Annotated in this window: 26 protein-coding genes; 11 read left to right on the forward strand and 15 right to left on the reverse strand. The window is 61.5% G+C overall.

Features of this window, described 5'->3' with window-relative positions; translation table 11 throughout:
• Positions 1–6: 6 nt before the first annotated feature.
• The 3 genes from ACW9HX_RS09815 to speB are packed head-to-tail and all read right to left on the reverse strand — an operon-like array spanning position 7 to position 2,956.
• Positions 7–1,518 (reverse strand): purine-cytosine permease family protein, encoded by a 1,512-nt coding sequence (locus ACW9HX_RS09815; RefSeq protein WP_457380435.1) that lies wholly within the window; start codon positions 1,516–1,518, stop codon positions 7–9.
• Positions 1,519–1,573: 55 nt separating this feature from the next.
• Positions 1,574–1,996 (reverse strand): YybH family protein, encoded by a 423-nt coding sequence (locus ACW9HX_RS09820; protein ID WP_457380436.1) that lies wholly within the window; start codon positions 1,994–1,996, stop codon positions 1,574–1,576.
• A 9-nt stretch (positions 1,997–2,005) separates the two neighbouring features.
• Positions 2,006–2,956 (reverse strand): agmatinase, encoded by a 951-nt coding sequence (gene speB / locus ACW9HX_RS09825; protein WP_457380437.1) that lies wholly within the window; start codon positions 2,954–2,956, stop codon positions 2,006–2,008.
• A gap of 420 nt (positions 2,957–3,376) precedes the next feature.
• Between speB and ACW9HX_RS09830 the strand changes: the two genes are divergently transcribed.
• Positions 3,377–4,270: a LysR family transcriptional regulator gene (locus ACW9HX_RS09830; protein WP_039772530.1), complete on the forward strand. Its 894-nt coding sequence runs from the start codon at positions 3,377–3,379 to the stop codon at positions 4,268–4,270.
• Positions 4,271–4,274: 4 nt separating this feature from the next.
• Positions 4,275–4,871, forward strand: a complete 597-nt coding sequence (locus ACW9HX_RS09835) for a tRNA-uridine aminocarboxypropyltransferase (protein WP_457380438.1) — start codon at positions 4,275–4,277, stop codon at positions 4,869–4,871.
• Positions 4,872–4,981: 110 nt separating this feature from the next.
• Here the strand turns inward: ACW9HX_RS09835 and ACW9HX_RS09840 are convergent, their stop codons facing one another.
• The 3 genes from ACW9HX_RS09840 to ACW9HX_RS09850 form a co-directional block, all read right to left on the reverse strand.
• Positions 4,982–6,265, reverse strand: coding sequence for an NAD(P)/FAD-dependent oxidoreductase (locus tag ACW9HX_RS09840; protein ID WP_457380439.1), 1,284 nt, complete (start codon positions 6,263–6,265; stop codon positions 4,982–4,984).
• A 52-nt stretch (positions 6,266–6,317) separates the two neighbouring features.
• Positions 6,318–7,808 carry an aldehyde dehydrogenase gene (locus ACW9HX_RS09845; protein ID WP_457380440.1) on the reverse strand — a complete coding sequence of 497 codons (1,491 nt, stop codon included), beginning with the start codon at positions 7,806–7,808 and terminating at the stop codon, positions 6,318–6,320.
• Positions 7,809–8,199: 391 nt separating this feature from the next.
• Complete coding sequence (locus ACW9HX_RS09850; RefSeq protein WP_457380441.1) at positions 8,200–9,576, reverse strand: glutamine synthetase family protein; 1,377 nt, start codon at positions 9,574–9,576, stop codon at positions 8,200–8,202.
• 282 nt (positions 9,577–9,858) lie between these two features.
• Here ACW9HX_RS09850 and ACW9HX_RS09855 point away from each other — a divergent pair, with 282 nt between their 5' ends.
• The 5 genes from ACW9HX_RS09855 to ACW9HX_RS09875 all read left to right on the forward strand — a co-directional run bounded on the left by ACW9HX_RS09855 (position 9,859) and on the right by ACW9HX_RS09875 (position 14,941).
• On the forward strand, positions 9,859–10,620 hold the full coding sequence (locus tag ACW9HX_RS09855) for a gamma-glutamyl-gamma-aminobutyrate hydrolase family protein (protein WP_457380442.1): 762 nt from the start codon (positions 9,859–9,861) through the stop codon (positions 10,618–10,620).
• A 219-nt stretch (positions 10,621–10,839) separates the two neighbouring features.
• On the forward strand, positions 10,840–11,982 hold the full coding sequence (potA, locus tag ACW9HX_RS09860) for a polyamine ABC transporter ATP-binding protein (protein ID WP_323160936.1): 1,143 nt from the start codon (positions 10,840–10,842) through the stop codon (positions 11,980–11,982).
• A 29-nt stretch (positions 11,983–12,011) separates the two neighbouring features.
• Complete coding sequence (locus ACW9HX_RS09865; protein ID WP_409318040.1) at positions 12,012–12,893, forward strand: ABC transporter permease subunit; 882 nt, start codon at positions 12,012–12,014, stop codon at positions 12,891–12,893.
• Positions 12,890–13,774, forward strand: a complete 885-nt coding sequence (locus ACW9HX_RS09870; protein WP_011333555.1) for an ABC transporter permease subunit — start codon at positions 12,890–12,892, stop codon at positions 13,772–13,774. Before ACW9HX_RS09865 ends, ACW9HX_RS09870 begins: the two co-directional genes overlap by 4 nt.
• A 69-nt stretch (positions 13,775–13,843) precedes the next feature.
• On the forward strand, positions 13,844–14,941 hold the full coding sequence (locus ACW9HX_RS09875; protein WP_457380443.1) for a polyamine ABC transporter substrate-binding protein: 1,098 nt from the start codon (positions 13,844–13,846) through the stop codon (positions 14,939–14,941).
• 253 nt (positions 14,942–15,194) lie between these two features.
• On the opposite strand, the gene thpR is transcribed toward ACW9HX_RS09875, so the two are convergent.
• The gene (gene thpR, locus ACW9HX_RS09880) at positions 15,195–15,734 is read right to left on the reverse strand and encodes an RNA 2',3'-cyclic phosphodiesterase (protein WP_457380444.1); all 540 of its coding nucleotides are present in this window, start codon (positions 15,732–15,734) and stop codon (positions 15,195–15,197) included.
• A 107-nt stretch (positions 15,735–15,841) separates the two neighbouring features.
• Between thpR and ACW9HX_RS09885 the strand changes: the two genes are divergently transcribed.
• On the forward strand, positions 15,842–16,036 hold the full coding sequence (locus ACW9HX_RS09885) for a hypothetical protein (protein ID WP_457380445.1): 195 nt from the start codon (positions 15,842–15,844) through the stop codon (positions 16,034–16,036).
• A gap of 15 nt (positions 16,037–16,051) precedes the next feature.
• Here the strand turns inward: ACW9HX_RS09885 and ACW9HX_RS09890 are convergent, their stop codons facing one another.
• Both ACW9HX_RS09890 and ACW9HX_RS09895 read right to left on the reverse strand, forming a co-directional pair.
• Positions 16,052–16,405 (reverse strand): DUF1428 domain-containing protein, encoded by a 354-nt coding sequence (locus ACW9HX_RS09890; protein ID WP_457380446.1) that lies wholly within the window; start codon positions 16,403–16,405, stop codon positions 16,052–16,054.
• Positions 16,406–16,423: 18 nt separating this feature from the next.
• Positions 16,424–17,488, reverse strand: a complete 1,065-nt coding sequence (locus ACW9HX_RS09895; RefSeq protein WP_457380447.1) for a hypothetical protein — start codon at positions 17,486–17,488, stop codon at positions 16,424–16,426.
• 230 nt (positions 17,489–17,718) lie between these two features.
• Between ACW9HX_RS09895 and ACW9HX_RS09900 the strand changes: the two genes are divergently transcribed.
• A complete protein-coding gene (locus ACW9HX_RS09900; RefSeq protein ID WP_457380448.1) occupies positions 17,719–17,991 on the forward strand; it encodes a hypothetical protein in 273 nt (90 codons plus the stop codon).
• Positions 17,992–18,086: 95 nt separating this feature from the next.
• Here the strand turns inward: ACW9HX_RS09900 and ACW9HX_RS09905 are convergent, their stop codons facing one another.
• The 3 genes from ACW9HX_RS09905 to ACW9HX_RS09915 all read right to left on the reverse strand — a co-directional run bounded on the left by ACW9HX_RS09905 (position 18,087) and on the right by ACW9HX_RS09915 (position 20,582).
• A complete protein-coding gene (locus ACW9HX_RS09905) occupies positions 18,087–19,142 on the reverse strand; it encodes a hypothetical protein (RefSeq protein WP_457380449.1) in 1,056 nt (351 codons plus the stop codon).
• Between the two features lie 121 nt (positions 19,143–19,263).
• Positions 19,264–19,470 (reverse strand): hypothetical protein, encoded by a 207-nt coding sequence (locus ACW9HX_RS09910; RefSeq protein ID WP_457380450.1) that lies wholly within the window; start codon positions 19,468–19,470, stop codon positions 19,264–19,266.
• A 167-nt stretch (positions 19,471–19,637) separates the two neighbouring features.
• On the reverse strand, positions 19,638–20,582 hold the full coding sequence (locus tag ACW9HX_RS09915; RefSeq protein ID WP_457380451.1) for an aldo/keto reductase: 945 nt from the start codon (positions 20,580–20,582) through the stop codon (positions 19,638–19,640).
• Between the two features lie 112 nt (positions 20,583–20,694).
• Between ACW9HX_RS09915 and ACW9HX_RS09920 the strand changes: the two genes are divergently transcribed.
• Positions 20,695–21,465 (forward strand): alpha/beta hydrolase, encoded by a 771-nt coding sequence (locus tag ACW9HX_RS09920; protein WP_457380452.1) that lies wholly within the window; start codon positions 20,695–20,697, stop codon positions 21,463–21,465.
• Positions 21,466–21,605: 140 nt separating this feature from the next.
• Positions 21,606–22,472, forward strand: coding sequence for a CAP domain-containing protein (locus tag ACW9HX_RS09925; protein WP_457380453.1), 867 nt, complete (start codon positions 21,606–21,608; stop codon positions 22,470–22,472).
• A gap of 5 nt (positions 22,473–22,477) precedes the next feature.
• Here ACW9HX_RS09925 and ACW9HX_RS09930 read toward each other — a convergent pair whose 3' ends face one another.
• The 3 genes from ACW9HX_RS09930 to ACW9HX_RS09940 form a co-directional block, all read right to left on the reverse strand.
• A complete protein-coding gene (locus ACW9HX_RS09930) occupies positions 22,478–23,110 on the reverse strand; it encodes a Vgb family protein (RefSeq protein WP_457380454.1) in 633 nt (210 codons plus the stop codon).
• Positions 23,111–23,141: 31 nt separating this feature from the next.
• A complete protein-coding gene (locus ACW9HX_RS09935) occupies positions 23,142–24,353 on the reverse strand; it encodes a helix-turn-helix domain-containing protein (protein WP_457380455.1) in 1,212 nt (403 codons plus the stop codon).
• Positions 24,354–24,448: 95 nt separating this feature from the next.
• Positions 24,449–24,895 carry an NUDIX hydrolase gene (locus ACW9HX_RS09940; RefSeq protein WP_457380456.1) on the reverse strand — a complete coding sequence of 149 codons (447 nt, stop codon included), beginning with the start codon at positions 24,893–24,895 and terminating at the stop codon, positions 24,449–24,451.
• Positions 24,896–25,043 lie beyond the last annotated feature (148 nt).

Below are 25,043 nucleotides of genomic sequence, written 5' to 3' on the forward strand. Positions count from 1 at the left end.
GGTTAATCAGGCGGCCTGACGCAGCGCCGCTTCAGCCGGCGCATCGTCGCCTTTGCTCCGTGGATCCTTCGGGCCGTAGACCAGCGCCGGTTCCGGGAACAGGCTCAGCAGCATCAGGTACATCACCGAGGCCAGGCCGAGGGTCACCAGCAGGCTGATGTCGATGCCACCGGCCAACTCACCGAGCGGACCAACGAACTGCCCCGGCAGGTTGACGAAGCACAGGCCGACCGCCGCGCTCGGGATCCACGCGCCCAGGCCGCGCCAGTTCCAGCCGTGGCTGAACCAGTAGCGTCCGCCTTGCTCGCCGCGCGTGAACACTTGCAGGTCGTCCGGGCAGTAGAAGCCGCGACGCACCACCAGGCCGATGATCATGATCACCATCCACGGGGTGGTGCAGGTGATGATCAGCACGGCGAAGGTCGACACGCTCTGCACCAGGTTCGCCGCGAAGCGCCCGATGAAGATGAAGGCAATCGACAGCACGCCGATCAGCAGCGTTGCCTTGACCCGCGACAGCAGACGCGGGAACACGCTCGACATGTCCAGACCGGTGCCATACAGCGACGTGGTGCCGGTGGACATGCCGCCGATCACCGCAATCAGGCACACCGGCAGGAAGAACCAGCTCGGCGACACCGCCAGCAGACCGCCGACGTAGTTGTTGGCCGCGATGTAGTCCGGTGCCTGGATCGCTACGATGGTCGCAGTGGTCAGGCCGAACAGGAACGGGATGAACGTCGCGATCTGAGACAGAACCACTGCCGCCATGATCCGCTGACGCGAGGTTTCACGCGGGATGTAGCGGGCCCAGTCGCCGAGGAACGCACCGAAGGAAATCGGGTTGCTCATCGCTACCAGCGCGGCACCGATGAACGCGGCCCAGAAGCCCGGCTGGCCGAGGCTGACAGTGCCGGCGTAGTGCGAATCGAAAGGACCGGCGAAGGCAAAGATGCCCAGCAGGAACAGCAGGCTCGCGCTCCACACCGCGACCTTGTTCACCCACAGCAGGAAGCGGAAGCCGTAGATGCACACGGTCAGCACCAGAATCGCGAACAGACCGTAGGCCAGGCCCAGTGTCAGGTCGGTTTCCGGCAGGCCGATCAGGCGTTTCGCACCACCGATCAGCGCATCCCCCGAACTCCACACCGAGAGCGAGAAGAAGGCGATGGCGGTCAGCAGCGAGAGGAACGAACCGACGATCCGCCCGTGCACGCCGAAGTGCGCACCGGACGACACGGCATTGTTGGTGCCGTTGAGCGGGCCGAACAGGCCCATCGGTGCGAGGATCAGCGAGCCGAGCAGCACGCCCGAGACAATCGCCCAGACGCCCGCCTGAAAGGACAGGCCGAACAGCACCGGGAAACTGCCGAGCACGGCGGTGGCAAAGGTATTCGCGCCGCCAAAGATCATGCGGAACAAGTCCACGGGACCGGCGGTGCGTTCGTTGTCCGGGATCTGTTCGACCCCGTGGGTTTCAATCTGCGTAAGGCTTTGGTCTTTGTTGTTGTTATTCATGATCTGCTCCGATCATAAAGGCGCGCTCATCGTGCGTGAGCGTCACCTGTCTTGGCTAAGGGGATGGCAGCCCTTCCGGCATTGCGGACAAATGTTCGTGGCAGGCCAGCCAATGGCCTTGTTGTTCTAGGCTCGACGCTTGTTTCTTGAAAACAATCGTCTCGCGCTCCTGGCTGAAGTGTTGCTCCCCTTGCATGCGCAGCTCGGTGGCCACGTCATGGATGAAAATCGCCACGTCACCCTGCAGGCTGACGAAGGCGTTGCTCGAGGTGCAGGACAGCACCTCGAAGCCATCCTCGGCGCGCCAGCTGTCCCACAACGCCTGATAGGCATCGCGCGACAGCAGGGGCTGTTCGAGGGTGTAGAAGACGAAGCTCGCGTCGCTGCTGAATGCACCGAAGTAGGCTTCGCGATCGTTACGGGCAAACGCCGCCACCAGATCGGCGGCCGCTTTCAAGACCTGATTGAGCTCGTTCATGACCGATCCTCAGCGATGGACCACGCCAGGCAGTACGCAGAGCATTTCGTACAGCAGGTTGGCGGCCAGCAGCGAGGTGTTGCCGGTGGTGTCATAAGCGGGCGAGACTTCTACCAGATCGCAGCCGATCAGGTCGAGGCCCTGGCAGCCGCGAACGATTTCAATCGCCTGAATGGTCGTCAGACCACCGATTTCCGGGGTGCCGGTGCCAGGCGCCCAGGCCGGGTCGATGCCGTCGATGTCGAAGCTCAGGTACACCGGGCCGCCACCGACTTTCTCGCGCACTTCGGCCATCAGCGGCGCCAGCGACTTGTGCCAGCACTCTTCGGCTTGCACCACGCGGAAGCCCTGATCGCGGCTCCAGTTGAAGTCGTCGGCGGTGTAGCCCTGCGCCCGCAGACCAATCTGCACCACGCGGTCGCAGTCCAGAAGACCTTCTTCGACGGCGCGACGGAAGGTCGTACCGTGGGCGATCTTCTCGCCGAACATGTGATCGTTGACGTCAGCGTGGGCGTCGATGTGTACCAGACCGACCTTGCCGTGCTTTTTATGGATCGCACGCAGGATCGGCAGGGTGATGGTGTGGTCGCCACCCAGGGTCATCGGGATCACGTTGTGCTCAAGAATGTTGTCGTAGGCTTCTTCGATGATGCGCACGGCGTCGAGCAGGTTGAAGGTGTTGATCGCCACGTCGCCGATGTCGGCAACCGACAGCGAGTCGAACGGCGCAGCGCCGGTGGCCATGTTGTACGGGCGGATCATCACCGATTCGGTGCGGATGTCGCGTGGCCCGAAGCGGGTGCCGGGGCGCAGCGAAGTACCGATGTCCAGTGGCACGCCAACGAAGGCAGCGTCCAGGCCGGCAGCGGTCGGTACATGGGGGAGTCGGAGCATGGTGGCGATGCCGCCGAAGCGCGGCATTTCGTTGCCGCCCAGTGGTTGGTGAAGAATCTTTTCCACGGGTAGGGCCTCATCGTCTTTGTTTTATTTATGTCGGCGCACCGCATTCGCAAGGTCACGGGCACCGCTGTGGGCCGATTCTGCGAAATGTAGTGAGGCGGAAGAATCGCTACGGGCAAATACTTAGTTCAGAAATTTCTAAACTAATGGCGACGCTGGGATTAGACTTTGTGCGCCTCGGGGTTTGTGATCGGCTGAACATCGCCGCCCTCACCCCAGCCCTCTCCCGGGGGGAGAGGGGGCCGACCGAGTTGTTCTCAGGGGCTTCATCGACCTGAAATATCGAGCCGAACTCAGAAGAGTCGTGAGGTAGACGCAGGATTTGAAAGCCATGGAGATCGGCTCCCTCTCCCTCCGGGAGAGGGCTGGGGTGAGGGTTCGATTGATCAAGCGACACATCTCTACTGCCGGGAGTAACCCATGGCCAACGCTTTACCCGACCTGAAACTTTTGCGCATCTTCGTCAGCGTCGTGCGGCATCAGGGGTTTGCCAACGCGCAGCAGGAACTCAACCTGTCGACCTCGGCGATCAGCACCTACATGAGCCAGCTCGAAGCCGCGCTCGGTCTGGTGCTGTGCCATCGCGGACGCGGCGGTTTCAGCCTGACCAGCAAGGGCGAACTGTTCCACCAGGAAACCCTGCGCCTGCTCGCCGAACTCGAAGGTTTCGAGCAATACGCCGCAGCGCTCAAGGGCGAATTGCGCGGCACGCTCAACCTCGGGGTGATCGACTCTACGGTCAGCGACAAGGCTCTGCCGTTCGCCGAAGCCATCGGCGCCTACAGTCAGGAACACCCGGCGGTGCATTTGCATCTGTCGGTGATGAGCCCCTACGAACTGCAACTCGGCGTGCAGGACAACCGCCTCGACCTGGCCATCGGCGCGTTCTCGACGCGCATGAGCGGTCTGGTGTACATGCCGCTGTACCGCGAGCAGCACTGGCTGTATTGCAGCAACCGTCACCCGTTGTTCAACGAACGGCGGATTCCCGAGCAAGTCATCACCCAGCAGCGCATGGTCGGGCGCGGTTACTGGAGCCAGGCCGAACTGGCGCGCCACGGTTTCAAACACAGCGCCGCCACCGTGGAAAGTATGGAAGCGCAGCTGATTCTGGTGCTGTCCGGCGCCTACATCGGTTACCTGCCGGAGCACTACGCCCAGGCCTGGGCCGACAAGGGTGACCTGCGGGTTTTGCTGCCGGCGACCTTCGGTTATCAGGCGCCGTTTTCCATGATCATGCGCCGTGGCCGCAGCCGCGAGCCGTTGATCCAGACCTTTCGCGATCTGCTCAAAGCGCAGCTCAATCAGGCCTAAGAACATGTCCAGACCCCAATGCCCGCGCTGCCTTCGCCCACAAACCCATTGCCTGTGCCCGCTGATTCCGAACCTCGACAGCCGCACCCGGGTGTTGCTGTTGCAGCACCCGAGCGAGGTCAATCACGCGCTCAACACCGCACGGCTGGCAGCGCTCGGTTTGAACAATGCCGAACTGATCGTCGGCGAAGTGTTCGAGGATCTGCCCGCGCTACTGAATCGGCCGGGGTATCGGGCGCGGTTGTTGTTTCCGGCGGACGATGCGCAGCCGATGCAGGCTTACGCCGCATCGGATGAGCCGCTGTTGCTGGTGGTGCCGGACGGCACCTGGCGCAAGGCGCGCAAGATGCTGCACCTGAATCCGCTGCTGGCGGCGTTGCCAAGGGTGACACTGGCTGAGGGCGGTGTTTCACGGTATCGGCTGCGCAAGGCACCAGGGCCGGGAGCGTTGTCGACTATCGAGGCGATCGTTCAGGCGTTGCAGACGCTGGAGGCGCCGGCGTCGTTCGAGCCGTTGCTCAAGCCGTTCGAGGCGTTGATCGAAGGGCAGATTGCGGCGATGGGGGAGGAGGTTTTTCAGCGTAATCATGGCGACAGATAGTTGTTGTCTGAGCTGGCCTCTTCGCGAGCAAGCCCGCTCCCACAGTTTGAGTTTGGGGTGTCAGAAAAAAACCGGCGGCGCCTGTGCGGGGCCACCGCCGGGGAGGTAAATCAGATGCCGAAACGGTCGCGCAGCGAGTAGTACACGGCGCCGAGGGCGGTCAGCGGCGCGGAGAAGGTGCGGCCGCCGATCATCGGCATGTGTGGCAGGGAGGCGAAGGCGTCGAAGCGTTCGGCGTCGCCACGGATCATTTCCGAGATCAGTTTGCCGGCCAGGTGCGAGCAGGTGACGCCGTGGCCGCTGTAGCCCTGCATGTAGTAGGCGTTTTTCTCGATGCGGCCGAATTGCGGCATGCGTGACATGGTCAGCAGGAAGTTGCCGGTCCAGCGGTAGTCGATTTTCACATCCTTGAGCTGCGGGAAGGTCTTGAGGATCTTCGGACGGATCAGGGTTTCGATGTCGTCCGGTTCACGGGCGCCGTAGACCACGCCGCCGCCATAGAGCAGACGGTTGTCGGCGGTGAGGCGGTAGTAGTCGAGCAGGTAGTTGCAGTCTTCGACGCAGTAGTTATTGGTGATCAGGCTGCGGGCCTGTTTCTCGGTCAGCGGTTCGGTGACGCAGATCTGCGAGCCGCACGGCATGCTCTTGGCGGTCACGCGGTTGTCGAGGCCTTGCGGCAGGTAGGCGTTGCCGGCGATCAGCAGGTACTTGGCGCGGACCTGGCCTTTGGCGGTGCGCACGACGTTGGGTTCGCCGTATTTGATTTCCACGGCAGCGGACTGCTCGTAGATCTTGCCGCCCAGACGCACGATGGCCGCGGCTTCACCGAGGGCCAGGTTCAGCGGGTGGATGTGGCCGCCCTGCATGTCCAGCAGGCCGCCGACGTAAGCGTCGGAACCGACTTCGCGGCGGATGTCCGCAGCGTCGAGCATCTTCAGTTTTTTATTGCCGTAACGTTCCCAACTGCGCTTCTGCTCAGCGAGGCCCTTGAGCTGTTTGTTGTTCATCGCCGCGAAGATACCGCCCGGGCGATAGTCGCATTTGATGTCGTATTCCTTGATGCGCGAACGGATGATGTCGGCGCCTTCGAAGATCATGCTGCCGAGGATTTCAGCAGTCTTGTCGCCGTAGCGCTCTTCGATCACGTCGACGTCGCGGCTGTAGGAGTTGACCAGTTGACCGCCGTTGCGACCGCTGGCGCCATAGCCGACTTTCGCCGCTTCCAGCACCGTCACCTTGTAGCCGGCTTCGGTCAGGAACAGTGCCGAAGACAGGCCGGTGTAGCCGGCGCCGATGATGCAGACATCGCACTCCACCGACTCTTCGAGGATCGGGAAATCGATCACTTCGTTGCGGGTGGCGGCGTAGTAGCTGTTCACGTGTTGTTGTTTCATTTTTTTATTCTCCGAGGGTCGCCGGTTGCAGGCGACCACCGCTGTAAAAGAGTCAGAGCTTGATCCAGGTCGCTTTCAGCTCGGTGTACTTGTCGAACGCGTGCAGCGATTTGTCGCGACCGTTGCCCGACTGTTTGAAGCCACCGAACGGCGCGGTCATGTCGCCGCCGTCGTATTGGTTGACCCACACGCTGCCGGCGCGCAGGCCACGGGCGAAGGTGTGGGCCTTGCTCAGGTTGCTGGTCCAGACCCCGGCGGCGAGGCCGAAGATGCTGTCGTTGGCGATCTGCAGCGCTTCCTCGACGGTGTCGAAGGTGATCAGCGACAGCACCGGGCCGAAGATTTCTTCCTTGGCGATGGTCATGGCGTTGGTCACACCGTCGAAAATCGTCGGTTCGACGTAGCTGCCGCCGGTTTCTTCGAGGGTGCGATGCCCACCGGCAATCAGCTCGGCACCCTGCTCCCGACCGATGTTGATGTAACGCAGCACGTTGTCCAGTTGACGCTGGTCGACCACGGCGCCGACGGTGGTCGCCGGATCCAGGGCGTGGCCTGGTTTCCACGCTTGCAGCGCTTCCACCAGCAGCGGGATGAATTGCTCGCGGATCGAACGCTCCACCAGCAGGCGCGAGCCGGCGGTGCAGACTTCGCCCTGGTTGAACGCAATGGCGCCGGCCGCTGCTTGTGCTGCCGCGCGCAAGTCCGGTGCGTCGGCAAACACCACGTTCGGGCTCTTGCCCCCTGCTTCGAGCCAGACGCGTTTCATGTTGCTTTGGCCGGCATAAATCATCAGTTGCTTGGCAATCGCCGTGGAGCCGGTGAAGGCCAGCACGTCGACGTCCATGTGCAGCGCCAGCGCCTTGCCGACGGTGTGGCCGAAGCCTGGCAGGACGTTGAACACGCCTTTCGGAATACCCGCATCCAGCGCCAATTGGGCGATGCGGATCGCAGTCAGCGGCGATTTTTCCGAAGGTTTGAGGATGAACGAGTTACCCGCCGCCAATGCCGGGGCGAATTTCCAGCTGGCCATGATCAGCGGGAAGTTCCACGGCACGATGGCCGCGACTACGCCGGACGGTTCGCGGGTTACCAGACCGAGTTGGTCGTGCGGGGTGGCAGCGACTTCGTCGTATATCTTGTCGATCGCTTCGGCACTCCAGCGGATTGCGTTGGCGGTCGCCGGGATGTCGATGCTCATCGAGTCGCTGATCGGTTTACCCATGTCGAGGGTTTCGAGCAGCGCCAGTTCTTCCTGGTGCTGCAGGATCAGGTCGGCGAAGCGGATCAGGATGCGCTTGCGCTCGGCCGGAGCCTTGTTGGCCCACACGCCGGAGTTGAAGGATTGGCGCGCGACTTCAACGGCGAGGTTGGCGTCGGCTTCATCGGTGCTGGCGACGGAGGCCAGGAAACGGCCGTCGACGGGGCTCAGGCATTCGAAAGTGTCGCCGCTGATGGCCGGGCGGTATTCGCCGTTGATAAAGGCGCGGGATTCAATAGTCAGGGACTGGAAGCGTTGTTCCCAGTCGTTGCGGGTCGTTGTCATGGTGGTGGCTCGACGCGGGGGAATTTGGGGGTGTCAGAGTCTGTGTTCGGCTTGAGATGGCTGCCCTCACCCTAGCCCTCTCCCGGGGGGGAGAGGGGACCGACCGAAGTGTCTCGGGAGATGCACCGACTTGAACGACCGAGTCGAATATGAATTCGGTAAAAATCGTTCAGGTCAGCGGATTTCTCGAGCATCCCCGGATCAGTCTCCTCTCCCAGAGGTAGAGGGGACCGACCGAAGTGCCTCGGGAGATGCACCGACTTGAGCGACCGAGTCGAATATGGATTCGGTAAAGATCGTTCAGGTCGGCGTATTTCCCGAGCATCCCCCGGTCAGTTCCCTCTCCCTTTGGGAGAGGGTTAGGGTGAGGGGCTCTTGGCTTTTTAGGGCCTCAAACCGTATGCAGATACCAGTTGTACTCAAGGTCAGAGATTGAGTTTTCGAACTCGGCCAGCTCGCTTTCCTTGCACGCGACAAACACGTCGATGTACATCGGGTCGATGTAGCGGGCCATGACTTCGCTGTCGTCCAGCTCACGCAGGGCGTCGCGCAGGTTGTTCGGCAGGCTCTGCTCGTTCTGCTCGTAGCTGTTGCCTTCGACCGGAGCGCCCGGCTCGATTTCGTTGGTCAGGCCGTGGTGGATACCGGCCAGAACGGAAGCCATCAGCAGGTACGGGTTGGCGTCGGCACCGGCGACACGATGCTCGATGCGCACGGCGTCTGCCGAACCGGTTGGTACACGAACGGCCACGGTGCGGTTGTCGATGCCCCAGCTCGGCGAGTTCGGTACATAGAACTGCGCGCCGAAGCGGCGGTACGAGTTGACGTTCGGGCACAGGAAGGCCATTTGCGCAGGCAGGGTCTCCAGCACACCGCCGATCGCGTGGCGCAGCGCGGCGTTCTGCTCGGGATCCTCGCTGGCGAAGATGTTGTTGCCTTCTTTGTCCAGGATCGAAATGTGTACGTGCAGACCGTTGCCCGCCTGGCCCGGATACGGCTTGGCCATGAAGGTGGTGTCCATCTCATGGTCGTAGGCGATGTTCTTCACCAGACGCTTGAGCAGGACGGCGTAATCGCACGCCTTGATCGGGTCGGACACGTGATGCAGGTTGACTTCAAATTGCGCCGGGGCGCTTTCCTTGACGATGGCATCAGCAGGAATGCCCTGCTCTTTCGCGCCTTCGAGGATGTCCTGCAGGCAGTCGACGTATTCGTCGAGGTCGTCGATCAGATAAACCTGAGTCGATACCGGACGCTTGCCCGAAACCGGCGAACGTGGCGATTGCGGACGGCCGTTCACGTTGTCCTGGTCGATCAGGTAGAACTCGAGTTCGAATGCGGCGCAGATGGTCAGGCCCATTTCGTCGAACTTGCGCACCACGTTGGCCAGCACTTCACGCGGGTCGGCGAAGAACGGCTCGCCTTCCAGCTCGTGCATGGTCATCAGCAGTTGTGCGGTCGGGCGCTTCTGCCAGGGCTCGATGCTCAGGGTGCCGGGGATCGGGTAGCAGATACGGTCGGAGTCGCCGATGTCCAGGCCCAGGCCAGTGCTTTCCACCGTGGAGCCATTGATGTCGAGGGCGAAAAGCGAGGCCGGCAGGTTAATGCCTTTTTCGTACACCTTATGAAGACTGGTGCGCTCGATGCGCTTGCCGCGCACCACACCGTTCATGTCTGCAATCAGAAGGTCGACGTACAAAACCTCAGGATGTTTCTTAAGGAATGCGTTTGCTTCGTTGAGTTGAACGGCACGCAGAGGGACCGACATGATGCACCTATTTAGCTGTTAATTATTATGTTCACTGCTGTTTCGCCGAGCCAGTCAACCCGAACGGCAAAGTGAAGTCAATAGCGAACACATGGCCGCTCAGCGTTTATTTTTCGGGCTTTTTTTAACACTCACGTGCCAATGCAGGCGCCAGACGCCCGGGAATCATGAAGATTTGATGAACGGCGTTTAGAATTTTTTACATGGGAGTTGTTAATTAAAATCAACGAGGCTAAGCTCCGGAAAAGCTCGTTCAAGTGTCAAACTTCGAGGTGAATAAAAATGGCATTCAAGCCATTGATCGGCGTTACTGCGTGCGTCAAACAGATTGGCCTGCACCCCTATCACATCAGCGGCGACAAATACGTTCGCGCTGTCAGCGTTGCGGCGCTGGGGTTGCCCGTCGTCATTCCTTCCCTTGGCAAACTGACTGAAATCGAAGACCTGCTGGGTCAGCTCGACGGTCTGTTGCTGACCGGCTCGCCGTCCAACGTGGAGCCTTTCCACTATCAGGGCCCGGACAGCGCTCCCGGCACGGATCACGATCCGGCGCGGGATGCCACCACCCTTCCTTTATTGCGTGCAGCCATCGCGGCGGGCGTTCCGGTACTCGGCATCTGCCGGGGCTTCCAGGAAATGAACGTGGCGTTCGGCGGCAGCCTGCACCAGAAGGTGCATGAGTTGCCGGGCATGCTCGATCACCGCGAAGCCGACAGCCCGGATGTCGCCGTGCAGTACGCCCCGGCCCACGCCGTGACGGTGCTGCCCGGTGGCGTGTTCGAAGCGCTGGAGCTGCCGGGTGAATTCAAGGTCAACTCGATTCACAGTCAGGGCATCGACCGCCTCGCTCCCGGCCTGCGCGCCGAAGCCGTGGCGCCGGATGGCCTGATCGAGGCGGTCTCGGTGGAGCACAGCCCGACCTTTGCCCTCGGCGTGCAGTGGCACCCGGAATGGCAGGTGCTGGACAACCCGAACTACCTGCGGATTTTCCAGGCGTTCGGCGAGGCTTGCCGCCAGCGTGCGGCGCGACGCAACCAGCGCTGACGCCACCCAACGATTGCAAAACCTTTTACTGCCCCCGCGGGGTCGGCGGCTGCGCACCTGCGCATCCGTCATCCGCGATCAGCAACACACCGCGAAAACAAAAAGCACCACCCGGCAGCCAGGACGGCGGCGCCGAACAACCCGCACGGTGCGGGTCTGCAATCCACTCTTAAGCCGGGCCGCGTTGGCCCGGCGACTGAAACCTGTTGGGAGTTTCACATGGCAAACGCCTCCAGCACTTACAGGAAGGCTCTTGAAGGTCATCAGCAACCGAAAAAGGTTCTGGTGAAAGTCGATCGAGTCACCAAGAAGTTCGACGAAACCACCGCTGTGGACGACGTGTCCCTGGAGATCCATCAGGGCGAAATCTTCGCCCTGCTCGGCGGCTCGGGCTCGGGCAAATCGACCCTGCTGCGCATGCTCGCCGGTTTCGAACGGCCGACGGAAGGACGCATTCTGCTCGACGGTGTCGACATCACCGACATGCCGCCATACGAGCGGCCGATCAACATGATGTTCCAGTCCTACGCCCTGTTCCCGCACATGACTGTCGCGCAGAACATCGCCTTCGGCCTCAAGCAGGACCGTTTGCCGGCCAGCGAAATCGACGCCCGCGTCGAAGAGATGCTGCGCCTCGTACACATGACCCAATACGCCAAGCGCCGCCCGCATCAACTGTCCGGCGGTCAGCGTCAGCGCGTGGCCCTCGCCCGCTCCCTGGCCAAGCGTCCGAAGCTGTTGCTGCTCGACGAACCGATGGGCGCACTGGATAAAAAACTGCGTTCGCAGATGCAGCTTGAGCTGGTGGAAATCATCGAGCGCGTCGGCGTGACCTGCGTGATGGTGACCCACGACCAGGAAGAGGCCATGACCATGGCCGAGCGCATCGCGATCATGCACCTGGGCTGGATCGCTCAGATCGGCAGCCCGGTCGACATCTATGAAGCGCCGGTCAGCCGCATGGTCTGCGAATTCATCGGCAACGTGAACGCCTTCGACGGCACCGTGGTCGAGGACCTTGAAGGTCACGCGATCATTCACAGTCCGGACTTGCAGCAAAAGATCTACGTCGGTCATGGCGTCAGCACGTCGGTGCAGGACAAGTCGATCACCTACGCGATCCGCCCGGAAAAAATGCTCGTCAGCACCCTCAAGCCAGAGACACGCTACAACTGGTCCGAAGGCAAGGTGCATGACATCGCCTACCTCGGCGGCCATTCGGTGTTCTACGTCGAATTGCCGAGCGGCAAGATCGTCCAGTCGTTCATGGCCAACGCCGAACGCCGTGGCGCGCGGCCGACCTGGGACGACAAGGTCTACGTCTGGTGGGAAGACGACAGCGGCGTGGTACTGCGCTCATGAGAACCTTCAATCAGCAATTCCTGCGCCTGGTGCCCAGCGGGCGAAAGTTCGTCATCGGCATCCCGTTCATCTGGCTGTTCCTGTTCTTCATGCTGCCGTTCTTCCTGGTGATGAAGATCAGCTTCTCGGAAGCCGCGCTGTCGATCCCGCCGTACTCGGAGATCTACACCTACGCCGAACAGAAATTCCAGCTGTTCCTGAACATCGGCAACTACACCATGCTCGGCGAAGACGAGCTGTACCTGTCGGCCTACCTCGGTTCGCTGAAGGTCGCGGCACTGAGCACGCTGATGTGCCTGGTGATCGGTTTCCCGATGGCCTACGCGATCACCAAGGCCAGCAAGGAAGCGCAAAACGTCCTGTTGCTGTTGATCATGATGCCGACCTGGACCGCAATCCTGATCCGTGTTTACGCATGGATGGGCATCCTCAGCAACAACGGTCTGCTCAACGCGTTCCTGATGTGGACCGGGCTCACCGATCACCCGATCGAGATCCTCAACACCAACACGGCCGTGTATATCGGCGTGGTCTATGCGTATCTGCCGTTCATGGTGTTGCCGCTCTACGCCAACCTGGTGAAGCACGACGGCAGTCTGCTGGAAGCCGCGCAGGATCTGGGTTCGAGCAACTTCAACAACTTCTGGAAAATCACCGTGCCGCTGGCCAAGAACGGCATCATCGCCGGCTGCATGCTGGTGTTCATTCCGGTGGTCGGCGAGTTCGTGATTCCAGAACTGCTGGGTGGCCCGGAGACCCTGATGATCGGTCGCGTGCTGTGGCAAGAGTTCTTCAATAACCGCGACTGGCCGGTGGCGTCTGCCCTGGCGGTAGTGATGCTGTTGATCCTGATTGTGCCGATTCTGCTGTTCAACCGCAGCCAGGCCAAAGAGATGGAGGGACGGGGATGAAACGCTTCGGATTTTCAAAGTTCATGCTGATCTTCGGCCTGATGTTCATCTATCTGCCGATGCTGATTCTGGTGATCTACTCGTTCAACGCCTCGAAACTGGTAACGGTTTGGGGCGGCTGGTCGGTGAAGTGGTACGTCGGCCTGCTCGACAACACCCAACTGATGGGCTCCGTGGTGCGCTCGCTGGAGATCGCCTGCTACACCGCAATCGCAGCGGTAGCGTTGGGCACCCTCGCCGCGTTCGTGCTGACCCGCGTGACGCGCTTCAAGGGTCGTACGCTGTTCGGTGGTCTGGTGACCGCGCCGCTGGTGATGCCTGAGGTGATTACCGGTCTGTCGCTGTTGCTGCTGTTCGTGGCGATGGCGCAACTGATCGGCTGGCCGCAGGAGCGTGGCATCGTCACGATCTGGATCGCCCACACCACGTTTTGTGCCGCTTATGTGGCGGTGGTAGTCTCCGCCCGCTTGCGTGAACTGGACCTGTCGATCGAAGAAGCGGCGATGGATCTGGGCGCGAAGCCGTTCAAGGTGTTTTTCCTGATCACCATCCCGATGATCGCGCCGTCGCTGGCGGCGGGCGGCATGATGTCGTTCGCCCTGTCGCTGGATGACCTGGTGCTGGCGAGCTTCGTGTCGGGCCCTGGCTCCACCACCCTGCCGATGGAAGTGTTCTCGGCCGTGCGTCTGGGCGTGAAGCCCGAGATCAACGCCGTGGCCAGCCTGATTCTGCTGGCGGTGTCGCTGGTGACCTTCCTGGTCTGGTACTTCGGCCGCAAGGCAGAAGCCAACCGCAAGCGGGCGATTCAGGAAGCGATGGATCAGACCGCCAACGAATCGTGGCAGCAACCGCAACCTCAACGAGTGGCAGCGACGGCCTAGGGCCGTCGCGTTTTACGGCTTTGCGCTTTTGCTTAAAAGCTTTTGAATAAAAAGAATGGAGTTTCACCGATGAAAATGTTTGGCAGGACTCTGCTGACACTGTCCTTATTGGGCGCAATTGCCACGGGCGCCCAAGCCAACGACAAGGTGCTGCGCGTTTACAACTGGTCGGATTACATCGCCCCGGACACCGTCAAGAAGTTCGAGGAAGAGACCGGCATCCGCGTGACCTACGATGTGTTCGACAGCAATGAAACCCTCGAAGCGCGTTTGCTCGCGGGTAAATCCGGCTACGACATCGTGGTGCCGTCCAACAGTTTCCTGGCCAAGCAGATCAAGGCCGGGGTCTATCAGACCCTGGACAAATCGAAGCTGCCAAACTGGAAAAACCTCAATCCGGTGCTGCTGAAAAACGCCTCCGCCAGTGATCCGGACAACGCCCACGCGTTCCCGTACATGTGGGGCTCGATCGGCATCGGTTTCAACCCGGCCAAGGTCAAGGAAGTGCTCGGCAAGAACGCGCCGACCAACTCCTGGGACCTGCTGTTCAAACCGGAGAACGCCGAGAAGCTCAAGGCTTGCGGCATCAGTTTCCTCGACTCGCCGACCGAAATGATCCCGGCCGCCCTGCACTATCTGGGCTATCCGGTGAATGACAAGAACACCGCGCACATCAAGGAAGCCGAGGCGCTGTTCATGAAGATTCGCCCGAACGTGGCGTACTTCCACTCGTCGAAATACATCTCGGACCTGGCCAACGGCAACATCTGCGTGGCGGTCGGTTACTCCGGTGACGTATTGCAGGCCAAGGCCCGCGCGGTGGAATCGGGCAACAACGTGGTGATCGACTACAGCATTCCCAAGGAAGGTGCCGGCAGCTTCTACGACATGGTCGCCATTCCGCGCGATGCGGCGAACGTCGAGAACGCCTACCTGTTCATGGATTTCCTGATGCGTCCGGACATCATCGCCGAGATCACCAACAGCAACGGTTACAGCAACGCCAACGCCGCCGCCACGCCACTGGTGGACGAAGCAATCCGCAACGACCCGGGCTCGTACCCGTCGCAGGAAGTGATGGCCACGCTGTATGCGGTGCCGGATCAACCGATCGCCACGCAACGGATCATGACCCGGGGCTGGACCCGCGTAAAACTCGACAGGTAAACACGGTCCAAATCCAAGTGTGGGAGCGGGCTTGCTCGCGAATGCGTCGGGTCAATCGATGCATCTGTGGCTGATACACCGCTTTCGCGAGCAAGCCCGCTCCCACAGTGGATCAGTGTTGCAACAGAAAGAATTGATGATTTTCCGTTCACGCAGCGCCTTACCACCGCTGCACCCTCGCTCTGAACGGCCTCACCTGGCCTCCCTCGGTTCAGGTGAATTCAGGCGCCCTCGGGCGCCTTTTTTTGTGGGCTCAGATCAGCGGCCAGTCGGCCAGCGAACGGTAGCGGCCCTTGTGGGATTCGAACAGCGCAAAGCGTTCAGCACGCAGGAAGAACTCCGGCGGCGTGGCGGATTCCGGTTCCGGTGCCCGATAGTCCCGAGCCAGCGTCAGGTGCGGACGATACTCACGCGTCGCCTCTTCAAACCCGAACGGCAACATCGCCTGCTCCAGCGCATAGACCAATTGCAGCAGATTCCGGGGTGCCTGCTCCGGCGCCAGCGACAACACCCCGGCGCGATGCCAGACCTGCAACCGATCCAGCGAAATCCTCAGCGCCTCGCCCGGCGTGCGTACTTTGGACGCCGCCTCACAGACTTCACCTATCTGGGCCAACGGCACCGCGCCGAGAAACAACAGCGTCAGGTGAAAGTTGTCCGCCGGCACCGGTTTGCCGGTACGCAAACCCAGTTCACTGCGCCACTGGGCAATCGCCTTGCGCTGCGCCGGCGGGCAGTCCAGGGCGAAGAACAGCCGCTTGAACGGTTGTTCGCCGTGCTTGTCATCCGTCATGGCCCCGCTCCCTTGTCGATGTCGATCCGTCGATTCTACACGGCCATTCCTGGCGACTCTCGGCGTGGGGTTTATAGTTCAACGATTACCATCAACCGGAGGACGTCATGCGCGAGATCCTCAGCAAAGAACCCTGGTGGGCCCGACCGCCGAACCCCGGACAGGATGAGAGCGAGCTGGAATGGGGCTGGCTGGTGCATTACAGCGAGGGTGAACCGCGTTTCGAATTCGTGCGCGAGCGGCCGACGGAGGAGCAGATTCGCAACCGAAAAGGCTGCCGGATCACCCCGTCGGCGGAGTGATCCGGCCGTTCTGCCTCAAGACTCGAGAATGTTCTTGAAGCCACCGAAGATCATTCGCTGCCCATCGAACGGCATCGGATTGGCGTCCGGTTGCATGCGCGGGTCTTCCATCATTTTCCCCATGCCGGCATCGCGAGTGGCCTTGTCTGGCCAGACCAGCCAGCCCGCCGACACCGTTTCGCCTTCCTTAAGTTTCACTGCCATCGGAAATGAGGTGACCTTGCCATCCGGCACGTCATCGCCCCAGCCCTGAACCACCTCCAGGGCGCCGTATTCCTTGAACAGTTTCGCGGCGATTTCGCAGTGTTTTTTGTACTGTTCGCGGTTGGCGCTCGGCACGGGTGCGACAAAAACATCAATGTAAGCCATGGTCGTTCTCCTGCGGGTTTAGGGGTCGATCTGCGGAGTAGTCGACTCGGGTGGCCGCCATTCGACAGGGTTTGCACCCAGTCCGACCGACGGTTCATCGCCCCCGCCCAGATTGCCCTCGACGTGCGCGGCCATGTGCAGCGTACCGGCCATCACGCCGGTCGTCGGGCTCTGTACCAGTTTCAGCCAGGCTTTGTCGAAGGTGTTGCCCAGACTGCTGCGGATCAACGCTTCGCTGTCGGGGCGGTCGCTGGCCTGGATAATTGCGCGAATGCCCGCCACGCCTGCCGAGATCAGTCCGCCGACGAGTTTGCCCGCCGCTGCCGCCACTGCACTCGCGGCGCCACGGGGGGCCATTTCCGCCTCCATGCGCTGGCTGGCGCGTTTGGCTACCGGGGCCATGCCCGCGTCGGTCGAGGCAATGCCCTTGGCGCCGCCTTCGGTGTGGATCTTGTCGATCAATGCTGCGTAGGCCGGCAAAGTGTTCAGCGGCTCGGTGCTGACGATCTGGTACAGCGAGGCGTCCCGGGCCGGCGGCGGGCCGAGGGCAATGGCGGGAATTTTCTGCAAGTGCCCATTGAGCTGGGCGACGGGCACGCCGTAGCGCTGGGCGATGACCGGCATCTGCTGCGCCATCAGTTGCGCGTAGAACGCGGTGGCCTGGCCGAGGATCGCGTCCGGGTCGATTTCCGCCGCGACGGGCGCCAGTACTCGCTCCTGATACTGCTCCAGCAAATACGCTGCCAAGCGTTTGGACGAAGCATCCTGCTCGCCACCGGCGCTGATGGTGTACCAACTGACCTTCATCGACAGCCATTCCTGGGTCCAGTAGCTGCTGAACCACGGGATGAATTTTTCTTCAGTTTGCTCATAGACGCGATTGCGCCAATGTTCCATCGAACCGCGGGCAAAAACCTTGACCTGCTCGGTAGACTGCCGGGAAGCGGCGACGATGTCCCGGTCGATCTGCTGCCAGGTGGCCGGCGAAACCACCACCGGCGGCGCGCTCGCCGGGCCCCGCGCCGTGTTCGCGCAGCCGGCCAGCAACATCAGTGCGGCGACGATCAGCGCACGCAGGTTCACGGTGGCAGTGTCCTTTTGTGGATCAGATCCGGAGGTAATGATTTGAGTATAGGTGCGGGTTTCAGCCGTTTGTCCGGTTGTAGGGGTCTGCGATCCCGGCGGGCGATTTCAACGTTTTTCCCAACCATCACTGACGTCGATGTTCACCATTACGACGATTGCCTTCCGCATCAAACGCGTCCGGCGCAGGATTCACCCATCCGAGACAAACACCACGAGGAGTTCACATCATGAGTCATACCGTCACCCTCGCCGTGAGTTTCCCGGTCTTCGGCAACAACTACTACGACCAGCACGCGGTGTCGCTGAAGACACAGCCGCTGGTGTTCAACGAAGATTTCGAAGATCTGCTGATGCCCGCTGCGAGCAATCATTTCAGCAATGAAGTGGTGGGCCTCAACGATCAATTCCGTTTTCTGAGCGACATACTCGCCACCCATTTGCTGGACATCGAGGCCTCCGTGCCTGCGCGATCCAGCGTCCGGGCGAACGCTCATTTTTAATCGCTGCAACCTGCTCCTCCCTTGAGGAGCAGCCATGAAAAAGCCCACTGGCCAATTCGGCTCAGTGGGCTTTTTTTGTCAGCGGCGGCGGACTGTCAACGCTTCCAGCAATCAGCGAAACGCGAGCAGACGTCGTACTGCTGCTCCATTTTCGCCATGCGGTCGAGGTGGCGATTGATGGTTTCGACCGTCACCTCTCTGTCTGTCTGGAAATAGAACACGATCATGTCTTTTTCCAGCTCCGCCGGGTACACGGGCTTGGCAGCATCACCGGTTCCTGCCCACACCTTCAATTGCTTGTCGTCTGCACTACGCAGACGTTGGCGATATTCGTCAGTCGAGCGCTGCATCACCAGCGTCTTCTTGGCGGCGAAATCTTGATCGAACGCTTCAAGATTCTGGCGATACAGCGTCCAGTATTCGTCCGGCAGGCTGAAGCCGAGTTTGGCCTTGCGTTCGCTGATCAGCGAGTCGAGCTTCTCCGGCGAGGTGCCCGCCGGTTTGTCTTTCATGGACGCAGCTGTCATCCGCACGAAAGTACTGTCGGCAATGATGCGGTCCATCATTGCCGTGCGCTCCGGCGTGTCGGGCAACAACTTCGGTGGCGTCGGAAACAGCGCGTTACGGCCATAACAGGCCGGCAGGGAATCACGCTTGAGCACCAGCGGCGTGCGCACGTCTTTGCCGTCAATTCGCTGCACCCGCTGCATCAAGGCCTTGCACTGGGTGGCAGTCACGCTGAGGCTCAACTCATACTCGCTACCGGCCTGGGGCTTGAAGCTGAAGCCCGGGCTGCAAGTGGCATAACCTTTTTGGGTGCTGACCTTCAGGAACATGTCCTTCTCGGGCGGCAACTTGATTTCCAGGTAATCGCGAGCCTTTTCCGGCGGCGCCACACTCATGCCCACGCGACGCTGGCTTTTAGCGATGAACAGATTGTTCAGCATGCCAGTGGTCAGGCCATCGCAGTGCTCGGCGTCGAAGTAACTGACGGTGGCATTGTCTGCGTTGGCCACGAAACGCAATTTGGCAGCGTCAGGCTGGGTGGCATCCTGATAAGTCCCCGTCTGGGTGCAACCGACCAGCAGAAAAGCGGCGAAGACCGAGCTGGCAAGCGCCGGGAAACAGCGCAGGAGAGAAGCGGCAGGCATGAATCATCCTTGGAGGGAGAGGCGAAAAAGCGGCGATGCTACTGAATTGCCATCACTGCGTCCATCCTCCCATGCCTGCACAACCCTGCGCTATCGGATCAAGCCGACGACCGGCTGACGATCAGTCGTCATCTCTGTAGCGGCGATGCTCTCGACGATCATCATCGCGGTCGTCCCATCGGCTGTCCCGACGGTCTTGATCGTAATAACGGCCGTGATCGCGGTCGTAGTGTCGACCATGTCGGTGGTCATCATCAAAGTCCGCCACACAGCCGCCCAGCAATACGGCGGCGGAAACAGTCAGCAGCAGCGTTGTTGCACGCATCATTCAGAATTTCCCTAAAACCAAGGTCTTGAAAACGGAAAAGGTCAGCGCAGCCCGCGCCGAAGAGGCGCGGTGCGCGCAGCCGCAGATACGACCGGGGAAACGAACGATGATTCACAGGGCGACCACGACCGTTCATCGCCCTGCCTGCCAGACTGACGCGAGCGCTGCTAACCCACCAACGCAATCAACTGCTGGCGCTGCGCATCAGTCAGCATCGGCCCGAACCCGGCGCCGGCGTTGTCAGCCATGTAGCGCGGATTGCCGGTGCCGGGGATCACGCAAGTCACGGCCGTGTTCGACAGCAAAAACTTCAGCGCCAGTTGCGGCCAGCTGTTGACCTGCACATCCGAGACCCAGCCCGGCAGCGGTTTGCTCTTGAGTCGTGTCAGCAGCCCGCCGCCGCCAAACGGCCGATTGCAGATGACCGCCACTCCGCGCTCACGGCACAACGGCAGGATGCGCTTCTCTACGCCTCGGTCATCGAGGGCATAGTTGATTTGCAGGAAGTCGAGCTGTTCGGCCTTCAATACCGCTTCCACTTCCTCGTACGCCGAGGGCGTGTAATGGGTGATGCCGATGTAACGGATGCGGCCCTGCTCTTTCCATTCGCGCAAGGTCGGCAGATGAGTCTGCCAGTCCAGCAGGTTGTGGATCTGCATCAGGTCGATGCGCTCGGTGCGCAGCAAACGGAAGGAATTTTCCATCTGCGCGATGCCCTCCTCGCGCCCACGCGTCCACACCTTGGTCGCCAGAAAGGCCGGTGAACGGGGTTCGTGGATCGACAACAGCTCGCCGGTGGTTTCTTCGGCGCGGCCATACATCGGCGAGCTGTCGATCAGCGTGCCACCCTTTCTGAACAGCTCGTCGAGTACTGTTGCCAATTGTCGATAGGCCGGATCGCCGGGCGCGACATCAAAGCCGCGATACGTACCCAGCCCGACCAAGGGCAGCAGCTCGGAGCTGGAAGGAATGGCGCGGGTCTGCATGGTCTGGCCTCCTGAGGCGCTCGTCGACGTGGCAGTGGCCAACGCCCGGTCAAACGTGAAAACCGCCGAAACCCCGGCAGCCAGCGTGAGCAGGCGGCGGCGGGAACAACCCTCAGTGTGGCTCATGCTCGCGTCTCTGCTTTATGGATCTGTTGCGCCTTGTGTTCGGCGGCGGTCACTCGGGAAGGCTCAACTACACTGCGACTGAGCACCTTCACGCCCCGTTAAAGTTAGCCGAATGTCCAGAACCCTGATGTCGCTCGTCGCTTTGATCGTTGCCGTGTACTTGATCCTGTGCGCGGCGCTGTTCGTTTTTCAGCGTTCACTGATCTATTTTCCGCAGGCCGGCTCCATGGATACGGCGGAATCGCGAATGACGCTGGCGATGCCCGACGCCGACATCCGCGTCAGTGTCCGCGAGCACTCCGGGGCAAAAGCGCTGATCTATTTCGGTGGCAACGCTGAAGATGTATCGCGCAATCTGCCGGCGTTTGCCGAGGCGTTTCCCGACTACGCGGTGTATCTGCTGCACTATCGGGGGTTTGGCGGCAGCGGCGGTTCCCCTTCCGAGGAAGCGATCGCCGAAGATGCGCTGGCACTGTTCGATCAGGTGTATGCCCGGCATCCACAGATTGCGCTGGTTGGGCGCAGTCTTGGCTCCGGTGTCGCGGTGCGGCTGGCCAGTCAGCGGCCGGTGGCACAGCTGATTCTGGTCACGCCCTACAACAGCCTTGTCGGACTCGCCGTCCAGCATTACCCGTGGGTGCCGGTGAAATGGTTGCTGAAGGATCGTTTCGAATCCGGCCAATATGCGGCGCACCTCCGCGTGCCGACTCTTTTGCTGGCCGCGAGCGACGACGAGGTGGTTTCACGGGCCAGCACCGAACGCCTGCTGCACAGTTTCCCCGAGGGTGTGGCGACGCTCAAAGTGGTGAAGGACTCGGCGCACAACTCGATTTCCGAACGGCCGCAGTACTTGCAATGGATGAAGGACGTGCTGAATCGCTGAACGGCGCTAGTGCACTTCGTCGGCGACCGGCGAAAGCCTGAGGTACCTCCTGAACCAAGTGCAAAAAGGCCAGTCCTACTCGCGCCGCTTTCGCGGCTAACTCCCTATCAGCGCTGTCTTTTTTCCGAGCTTTGCGTCCCATGCGCCACGCCGTCCGTTCGTCTCGCTTCGTTTCGCTGTGCCTGCTGATCCTGTCCCCCCTGCTCGCCCCCTCTGCCCACGCCGGTGCAGAGCGACAACTGGCGGCCGCCATCAACGACCTTCGTGCCCATCCGCAACGTTGCGACCGGCGTCCGACGCAACGCCTGGCGCCGCTGGCGTTCAAGCAGAATATTGCGTTGCCCATCGGTTATGGCTACGGCGGCGGGATGCGCGAGCAACTGAAGGCCTCCGGTTATGCCGCGGTCGCAGTGCGCAGCATCCGGATCGTCGGGGCCGAGGATGCCGAAGAGGCGTTTGATCAATTGCAGAATGAACATTGCAGCGCATTGCTGGATGCGCAGTACGCCGACATTGGCATCAGCCGCGCCCGCCGTGAATGGCAAGTGGTGCTGGCGCGTCCGGTAATCGACAGCCGCTTGGGCGATAACCGTAGCGTCGGCAAAGCCTTGCTGGCCGAGGTCAACGCCGCCCGTGCCCGCCCACGGATGTGCGGTCGCCAACGTTTCGCCGCCGCCCGCCCCCTGAGCTGGAACCCGGCCCTCGGCGCCGCCGCCCAGGGGCACAGCAAGGCCATGGCCTACGGCAACTATTTCGCTCACCAGGACCCGGACGGCGATATGCCGGCCGATCGCGCACGCGCTGCCGGCTACCGAGGCCGGCAGATCGGCGAAAACATCGCCGCCGGGCAAAGTTCACCGAGCAAGGCCATGGCCGGTTGGCTGGCCAGCCCCGGACATTGCGCCAACCTGATGAACCCGATGTTCACTCAGGTCGGCGCCGGGTTTGCCAGTGAGGTGCGCAGCGATAACGGCGTGTACTGGACAATGCTGTTCGGGGCGCCTTGAGTGCCTCACTTCGGCCGACGCACTGCCCGCACCTTGCTGCTGTTGCCGCCACCGCAGTAGAAGCGCTCACCGCCATCGGCCTCCAGTCCCGAGACGCCAATCCCGGTGGGCAACGTCAGGCTTTCCAGTACTTCGCCGTTGCCCGGATCGATCCGCCGGATCTCGCTTTCCTCACCCTCCCAAGTGCCATGCCACAGCGCACCGTCGACCCATGTCACGCCGGTGACAAAACGGTTTGATTCGAGGGTACGGAGGATTTTCCCGGTCTCGGGATCGATCTGATGAATCTTGCGATCGCGATACTGCCCCACCCACAACGTGCCCTCGGCCCAGGCCATGCCCGAGTCGCCACCGTCGCCGGGGGCCGGAATGGTGTGGAGCACACGCCCGGTGGCCGGATCGATCTTGTGGATTCGGCGGTCGGCAATCTGGAACAGGTGTTTGCCGTCGAACGCGGTTCCGCCGTCGGCGTCGACCTTGATCGTGCGCACGGTTTCGCCGCTGGCCGGGTCCAGCGCATTGAGTTGGCCGTCACTGGCGAACCAGACTTGCCGACCATCGAAAGTCACGCCGTGGACACCGTCGATGCCTTCGAACGGGCCGTATTCACGAAGGATTTCTGCGTTTGCGTGTTTCATGCTGGCTTCCTCGTTGAGTGGTGAGTCCAGCCTAGCCATTGCCCAGCGACACCGGGAGTAACAAGATCGTCGCGAAACCCGGCACCGGTGGTGTCAGCCAGCGTCGCGCACGGCCAAGCCCGAATGCCTGGACTTTGTCCTGTACCGCCAGCGTTTCCAGCGCCCGTTGTATCTGACGCTGACTGCTGCCCAGCGCAAGCGCCAGCGCCGAACTTGACCAGGCTTCGCCGTCGGCGAGCAGGGCAAGCAGCGCGGCGTTTTTGTCTTCGAGCGGTAACGTCAGTAGCGCCACGTCTTGCGCAACCAGCGCATAACCACGGGAAGTCGCAGTGATTCCGGCCAGCGGTTGCAACGCGGCACGCAACCGGCCGATCTCGACCCGCAAGCGGGCGCGGTGGGATTCATCATCAAGCTTCAAGCGAAAGGCTTTGGCGACCAGTGTCTCTCGCGGTACATCCCCGGGCCAGGCTTCGGCGAGCAGCCGAACGAGGTGAAACAGCACCGGTCGCGTGGCCAGCGCCACCGTCATGCCGGCACCCCGCACGCTGTAGCGACAGGCATCGACCACCAGCGTCGGCGAGGCAAACAATGCTTCAACCTGCGCCAGTGTCACCGTTTGCACCTGACCGCCAACGATCAATCGGGCAGCGGGCGCCTCGAGGATTTGCCGGGCATGGTCGATCTCCGCCGACAGCGCCGCAATGGCCGCCAACTGCGCCGCCCGTTGCGCACGTTCCAGCGCCATTTGTGCCTTGTGCGCCTGCACCCGACGCAAAGCGATTCCGGCGCTCATCAGTTCATGGACGGCGCGCAGAGCTGGCGGCAACGGTGCAGGATCGAGTTCAGCGAGCAACGCATCAGCGTCATCCAACTGCCCGATCAGCAACAACCGACGAATCTGCAAGTAGCGCGCGTGCGCTGCATTGAGCCAGTCACCGTGATCCTGCAAGACTCGCCGCGCCGCCTCCAGCGCCTTCACCGGCCAGCCCAGATCCCGCGCCGCCAGCGCCACTTCGGCCTCGGCCACCACGCAGCGCGCCCAGGACAATGGCTCGTTGGCACCGAACGCTTTCACCGCCCGTTGCAGCAATGCCTTGGCTCGCGCCATATCACCGAGCTGGGCCATGGCGATACCGCGCAAGGCCAGAGCGGGAGGGTCTTCGCGCAGGGCCACGAAATTCAGCGCCGCCAACGGATCCCCCGCAGCCAGCGCGCGGCCGGCGGCGTTGATCAGCGAGTCCATGGAGGGTTCGACATGGCAAGGCGCTCCGGTATCAGATCGTGGATGGAGTCTAATACCGAATGCGGTTTTGTCTGGGGGATCCTGTGACTGCGTGCTCAGTCGAGGATGGCGGCGCTCTTGAGCAATCCCTGCAATCCGACGGGCACCAGTGGTGATTGCTCAGTGAAACTTGAACTGCCTTGCCAACTTGCGGTGAACGGGGAGCCGTCGCTTTCGTGCCCGACGATCTGCAATTGCTCGTACACCTGCGCGTCTTCGAAACGGGCGTCGTACACCTGAACAATTTCATGCCCCGGTTTGCCGTTGTAGACGAAGAGGCTTTCAAGTGTGCCGAGCAGGCGCAGATCCTTCATTGAAAGGCCCAACTCCTCCTGCACTTCGCGCACGATGGCCTCGCGGCTGGTTTCGCCAAACTCGATGCCACCGCCGATGGGACGGTAGAAGGTTTGGTCTGCGACCGGGTCGTGGAAGCGGTTAACCAGAATCTTGCCGTTGTGCTTAAAGACACACAGTGCAAGTGCGCGGATACGCTGTTCGGCCATGGGGTGAAGTCCGTTTGCTGGATGAAAAGCCCGGCATTAGATCACACGCCCCATGGAGAGTGGGTCAGGTAAGCGTCAGACCGGAGAAATCGTGGCCAGAACGCCGATCATGATGGTCAACACGAGAAAGCCGCCGAGGAAAAACGCC

Source organism: Pseudomonas sp. SDO52101_S400, assembly GCF_054071635.1.

What these genes read in the sequence shown, in the direction of transcription:
- ACW9HX_RS09815 (WP_457380435.1), bottom strand. Translation starts at nt 1,518, where the DNA reads ATGAATAACAACAACAAAGACCAAAGCCTTACGCAGATTGAAACCCAC.
- ACW9HX_RS09820 (WP_457380436.1), bottom strand. Translation starts at nt 1,996, where the DNA reads ATGAACGAGCTCAATCAGGTCTTGAAAGCGGCCGCCGATCTGGTGGCG.
- ACW9HX_RS09830 (WP_039772530.1), top strand. Translation starts at nt 3,377, where the DNA reads ATGGCCAACGCTTTACCCGACCTGAAACTTTTGCGCATCTTCGTCAGC.
- ACW9HX_RS09835 (WP_457380438.1), top strand. Translation starts at nt 4,275, where the DNA reads ATGTCCAGACCCCAATGCCCGCGCTGCCTTCGCCCACAAACCCATTGC.
- ACW9HX_RS09840 (WP_457380439.1), bottom strand. Translation starts at nt 6,265, where the DNA reads ATGAAACAACAACACGTGAACAGCTACTACGCCGCCACCCGCAACGAA.
- ACW9HX_RS09845 (WP_457380440.1), bottom strand. Translation starts at nt 7,808, where the DNA reads ATGACAACGACCCGCAACGACTGGGAACAACGCTTCCAGTCCCTGACT.
- ACW9HX_RS09850 (WP_457380441.1), bottom strand. Translation starts at nt 9,576, where the DNA reads ATGTCGGTCCCTCTGCGTGCCGTTCAACTCAACGAAGCAAACGCATTC.
- ACW9HX_RS09855 (WP_457380442.1), top strand. Translation starts at nt 9,859, where the DNA reads ATGGCATTCAAGCCATTGATCGGCGTTACTGCGTGCGTCAAACAGATT.
- potA (WP_323160936.1), top strand. Translation starts at nt 10,840, where the DNA reads ATGGCAAACGCCTCCAGCACTTACAGGAAGGCTCTTGAAGGTCATCAG.
- ACW9HX_RS09870 (WP_011333555.1), top strand. Translation starts at nt 12,890, where the DNA reads ATGAAACGCTTCGGATTTTCAAAGTTCATGCTGATCTTCGGCCTGATG.
- ACW9HX_RS09875 (WP_457380443.1), top strand. Translation starts at nt 13,844, where the DNA reads ATGAAAATGTTTGGCAGGACTCTGCTGACACTGTCCTTATTGGGCGCA.
- thpR (WP_457380444.1), bottom strand. Translation starts at nt 15,734, where the DNA reads ATGACGGATGACAAGCACGGCGAACAACCGTTCAAGCGGCTGTTCTTC.
- ACW9HX_RS09885 (WP_457380445.1), top strand. Translation starts at nt 15,842, where the DNA reads ATGCGCGAGATCCTCAGCAAAGAACCCTGGTGGGCCCGACCGCCGAAC.
- ACW9HX_RS09890 (WP_457380446.1), bottom strand. Translation starts at nt 16,405, where the DNA reads ATGGCTTACATTGATGTTTTTGTCGCACCCGTGCCGAGCGCCAACCGC.
- ACW9HX_RS09900 (WP_457380448.1), top strand. Translation starts at nt 17,719, where the DNA reads ATGAGTCATACCGTCACCCTCGCCGTGAGTTTCCCGGTCTTCGGCAAC.
- ACW9HX_RS09905 (WP_457380449.1), bottom strand. Translation starts at nt 19,142, where the DNA reads ATGCCTGCCGCTTCTCTCCTGCGCTGTTTCCCGGCGCTTGCCAGCTCG.
- ACW9HX_RS09910 (WP_457380450.1), bottom strand. Translation starts at nt 19,470, where the DNA reads ATGATGCGTGCAACAACGCTGCTGCTGACTGTTTCCGCCGCCGTATTG.
- ACW9HX_RS09915 (WP_457380451.1), bottom strand. Translation starts at nt 20,582, where the DNA reads ATGAGCCACACTGAGGGTTGTTCCCGCCGCCGCCTGCTCACGCTGGCT.
- ACW9HX_RS09920 (WP_457380452.1), top strand. Translation starts at nt 20,695, where the DNA reads ATGTCCAGAACCCTGATGTCGCTCGTCGCTTTGATCGTTGCCGTGTAC.
- ACW9HX_RS09925 (WP_457380453.1), top strand. Translation starts at nt 21,606, where the DNA reads ATGCGCCACGCCGTCCGTTCGTCTCGCTTCGTTTCGCTGTGCCTGCTG.
- ACW9HX_RS09930 (WP_457380454.1), bottom strand. Translation starts at nt 23,110, where the DNA reads ATGAAACACGCAAACGCAGAAATCCTTCGTGAATACGGCCCGTTCGAA.
- ACW9HX_RS09935 (WP_457380455.1), bottom strand. Translation starts at nt 24,353, where the DNA reads ATGGACTCGCTGATCAACGCCGCCGGCCGCGCGCTGGCTGCGGGGGAT.
- ACW9HX_RS09940 (WP_457380456.1), bottom strand. Translation starts at nt 24,895, where the DNA reads ATGGCCGAACAGCGTATCCGCGCACTTGCACTGTGTGTCTTTAAGCAC.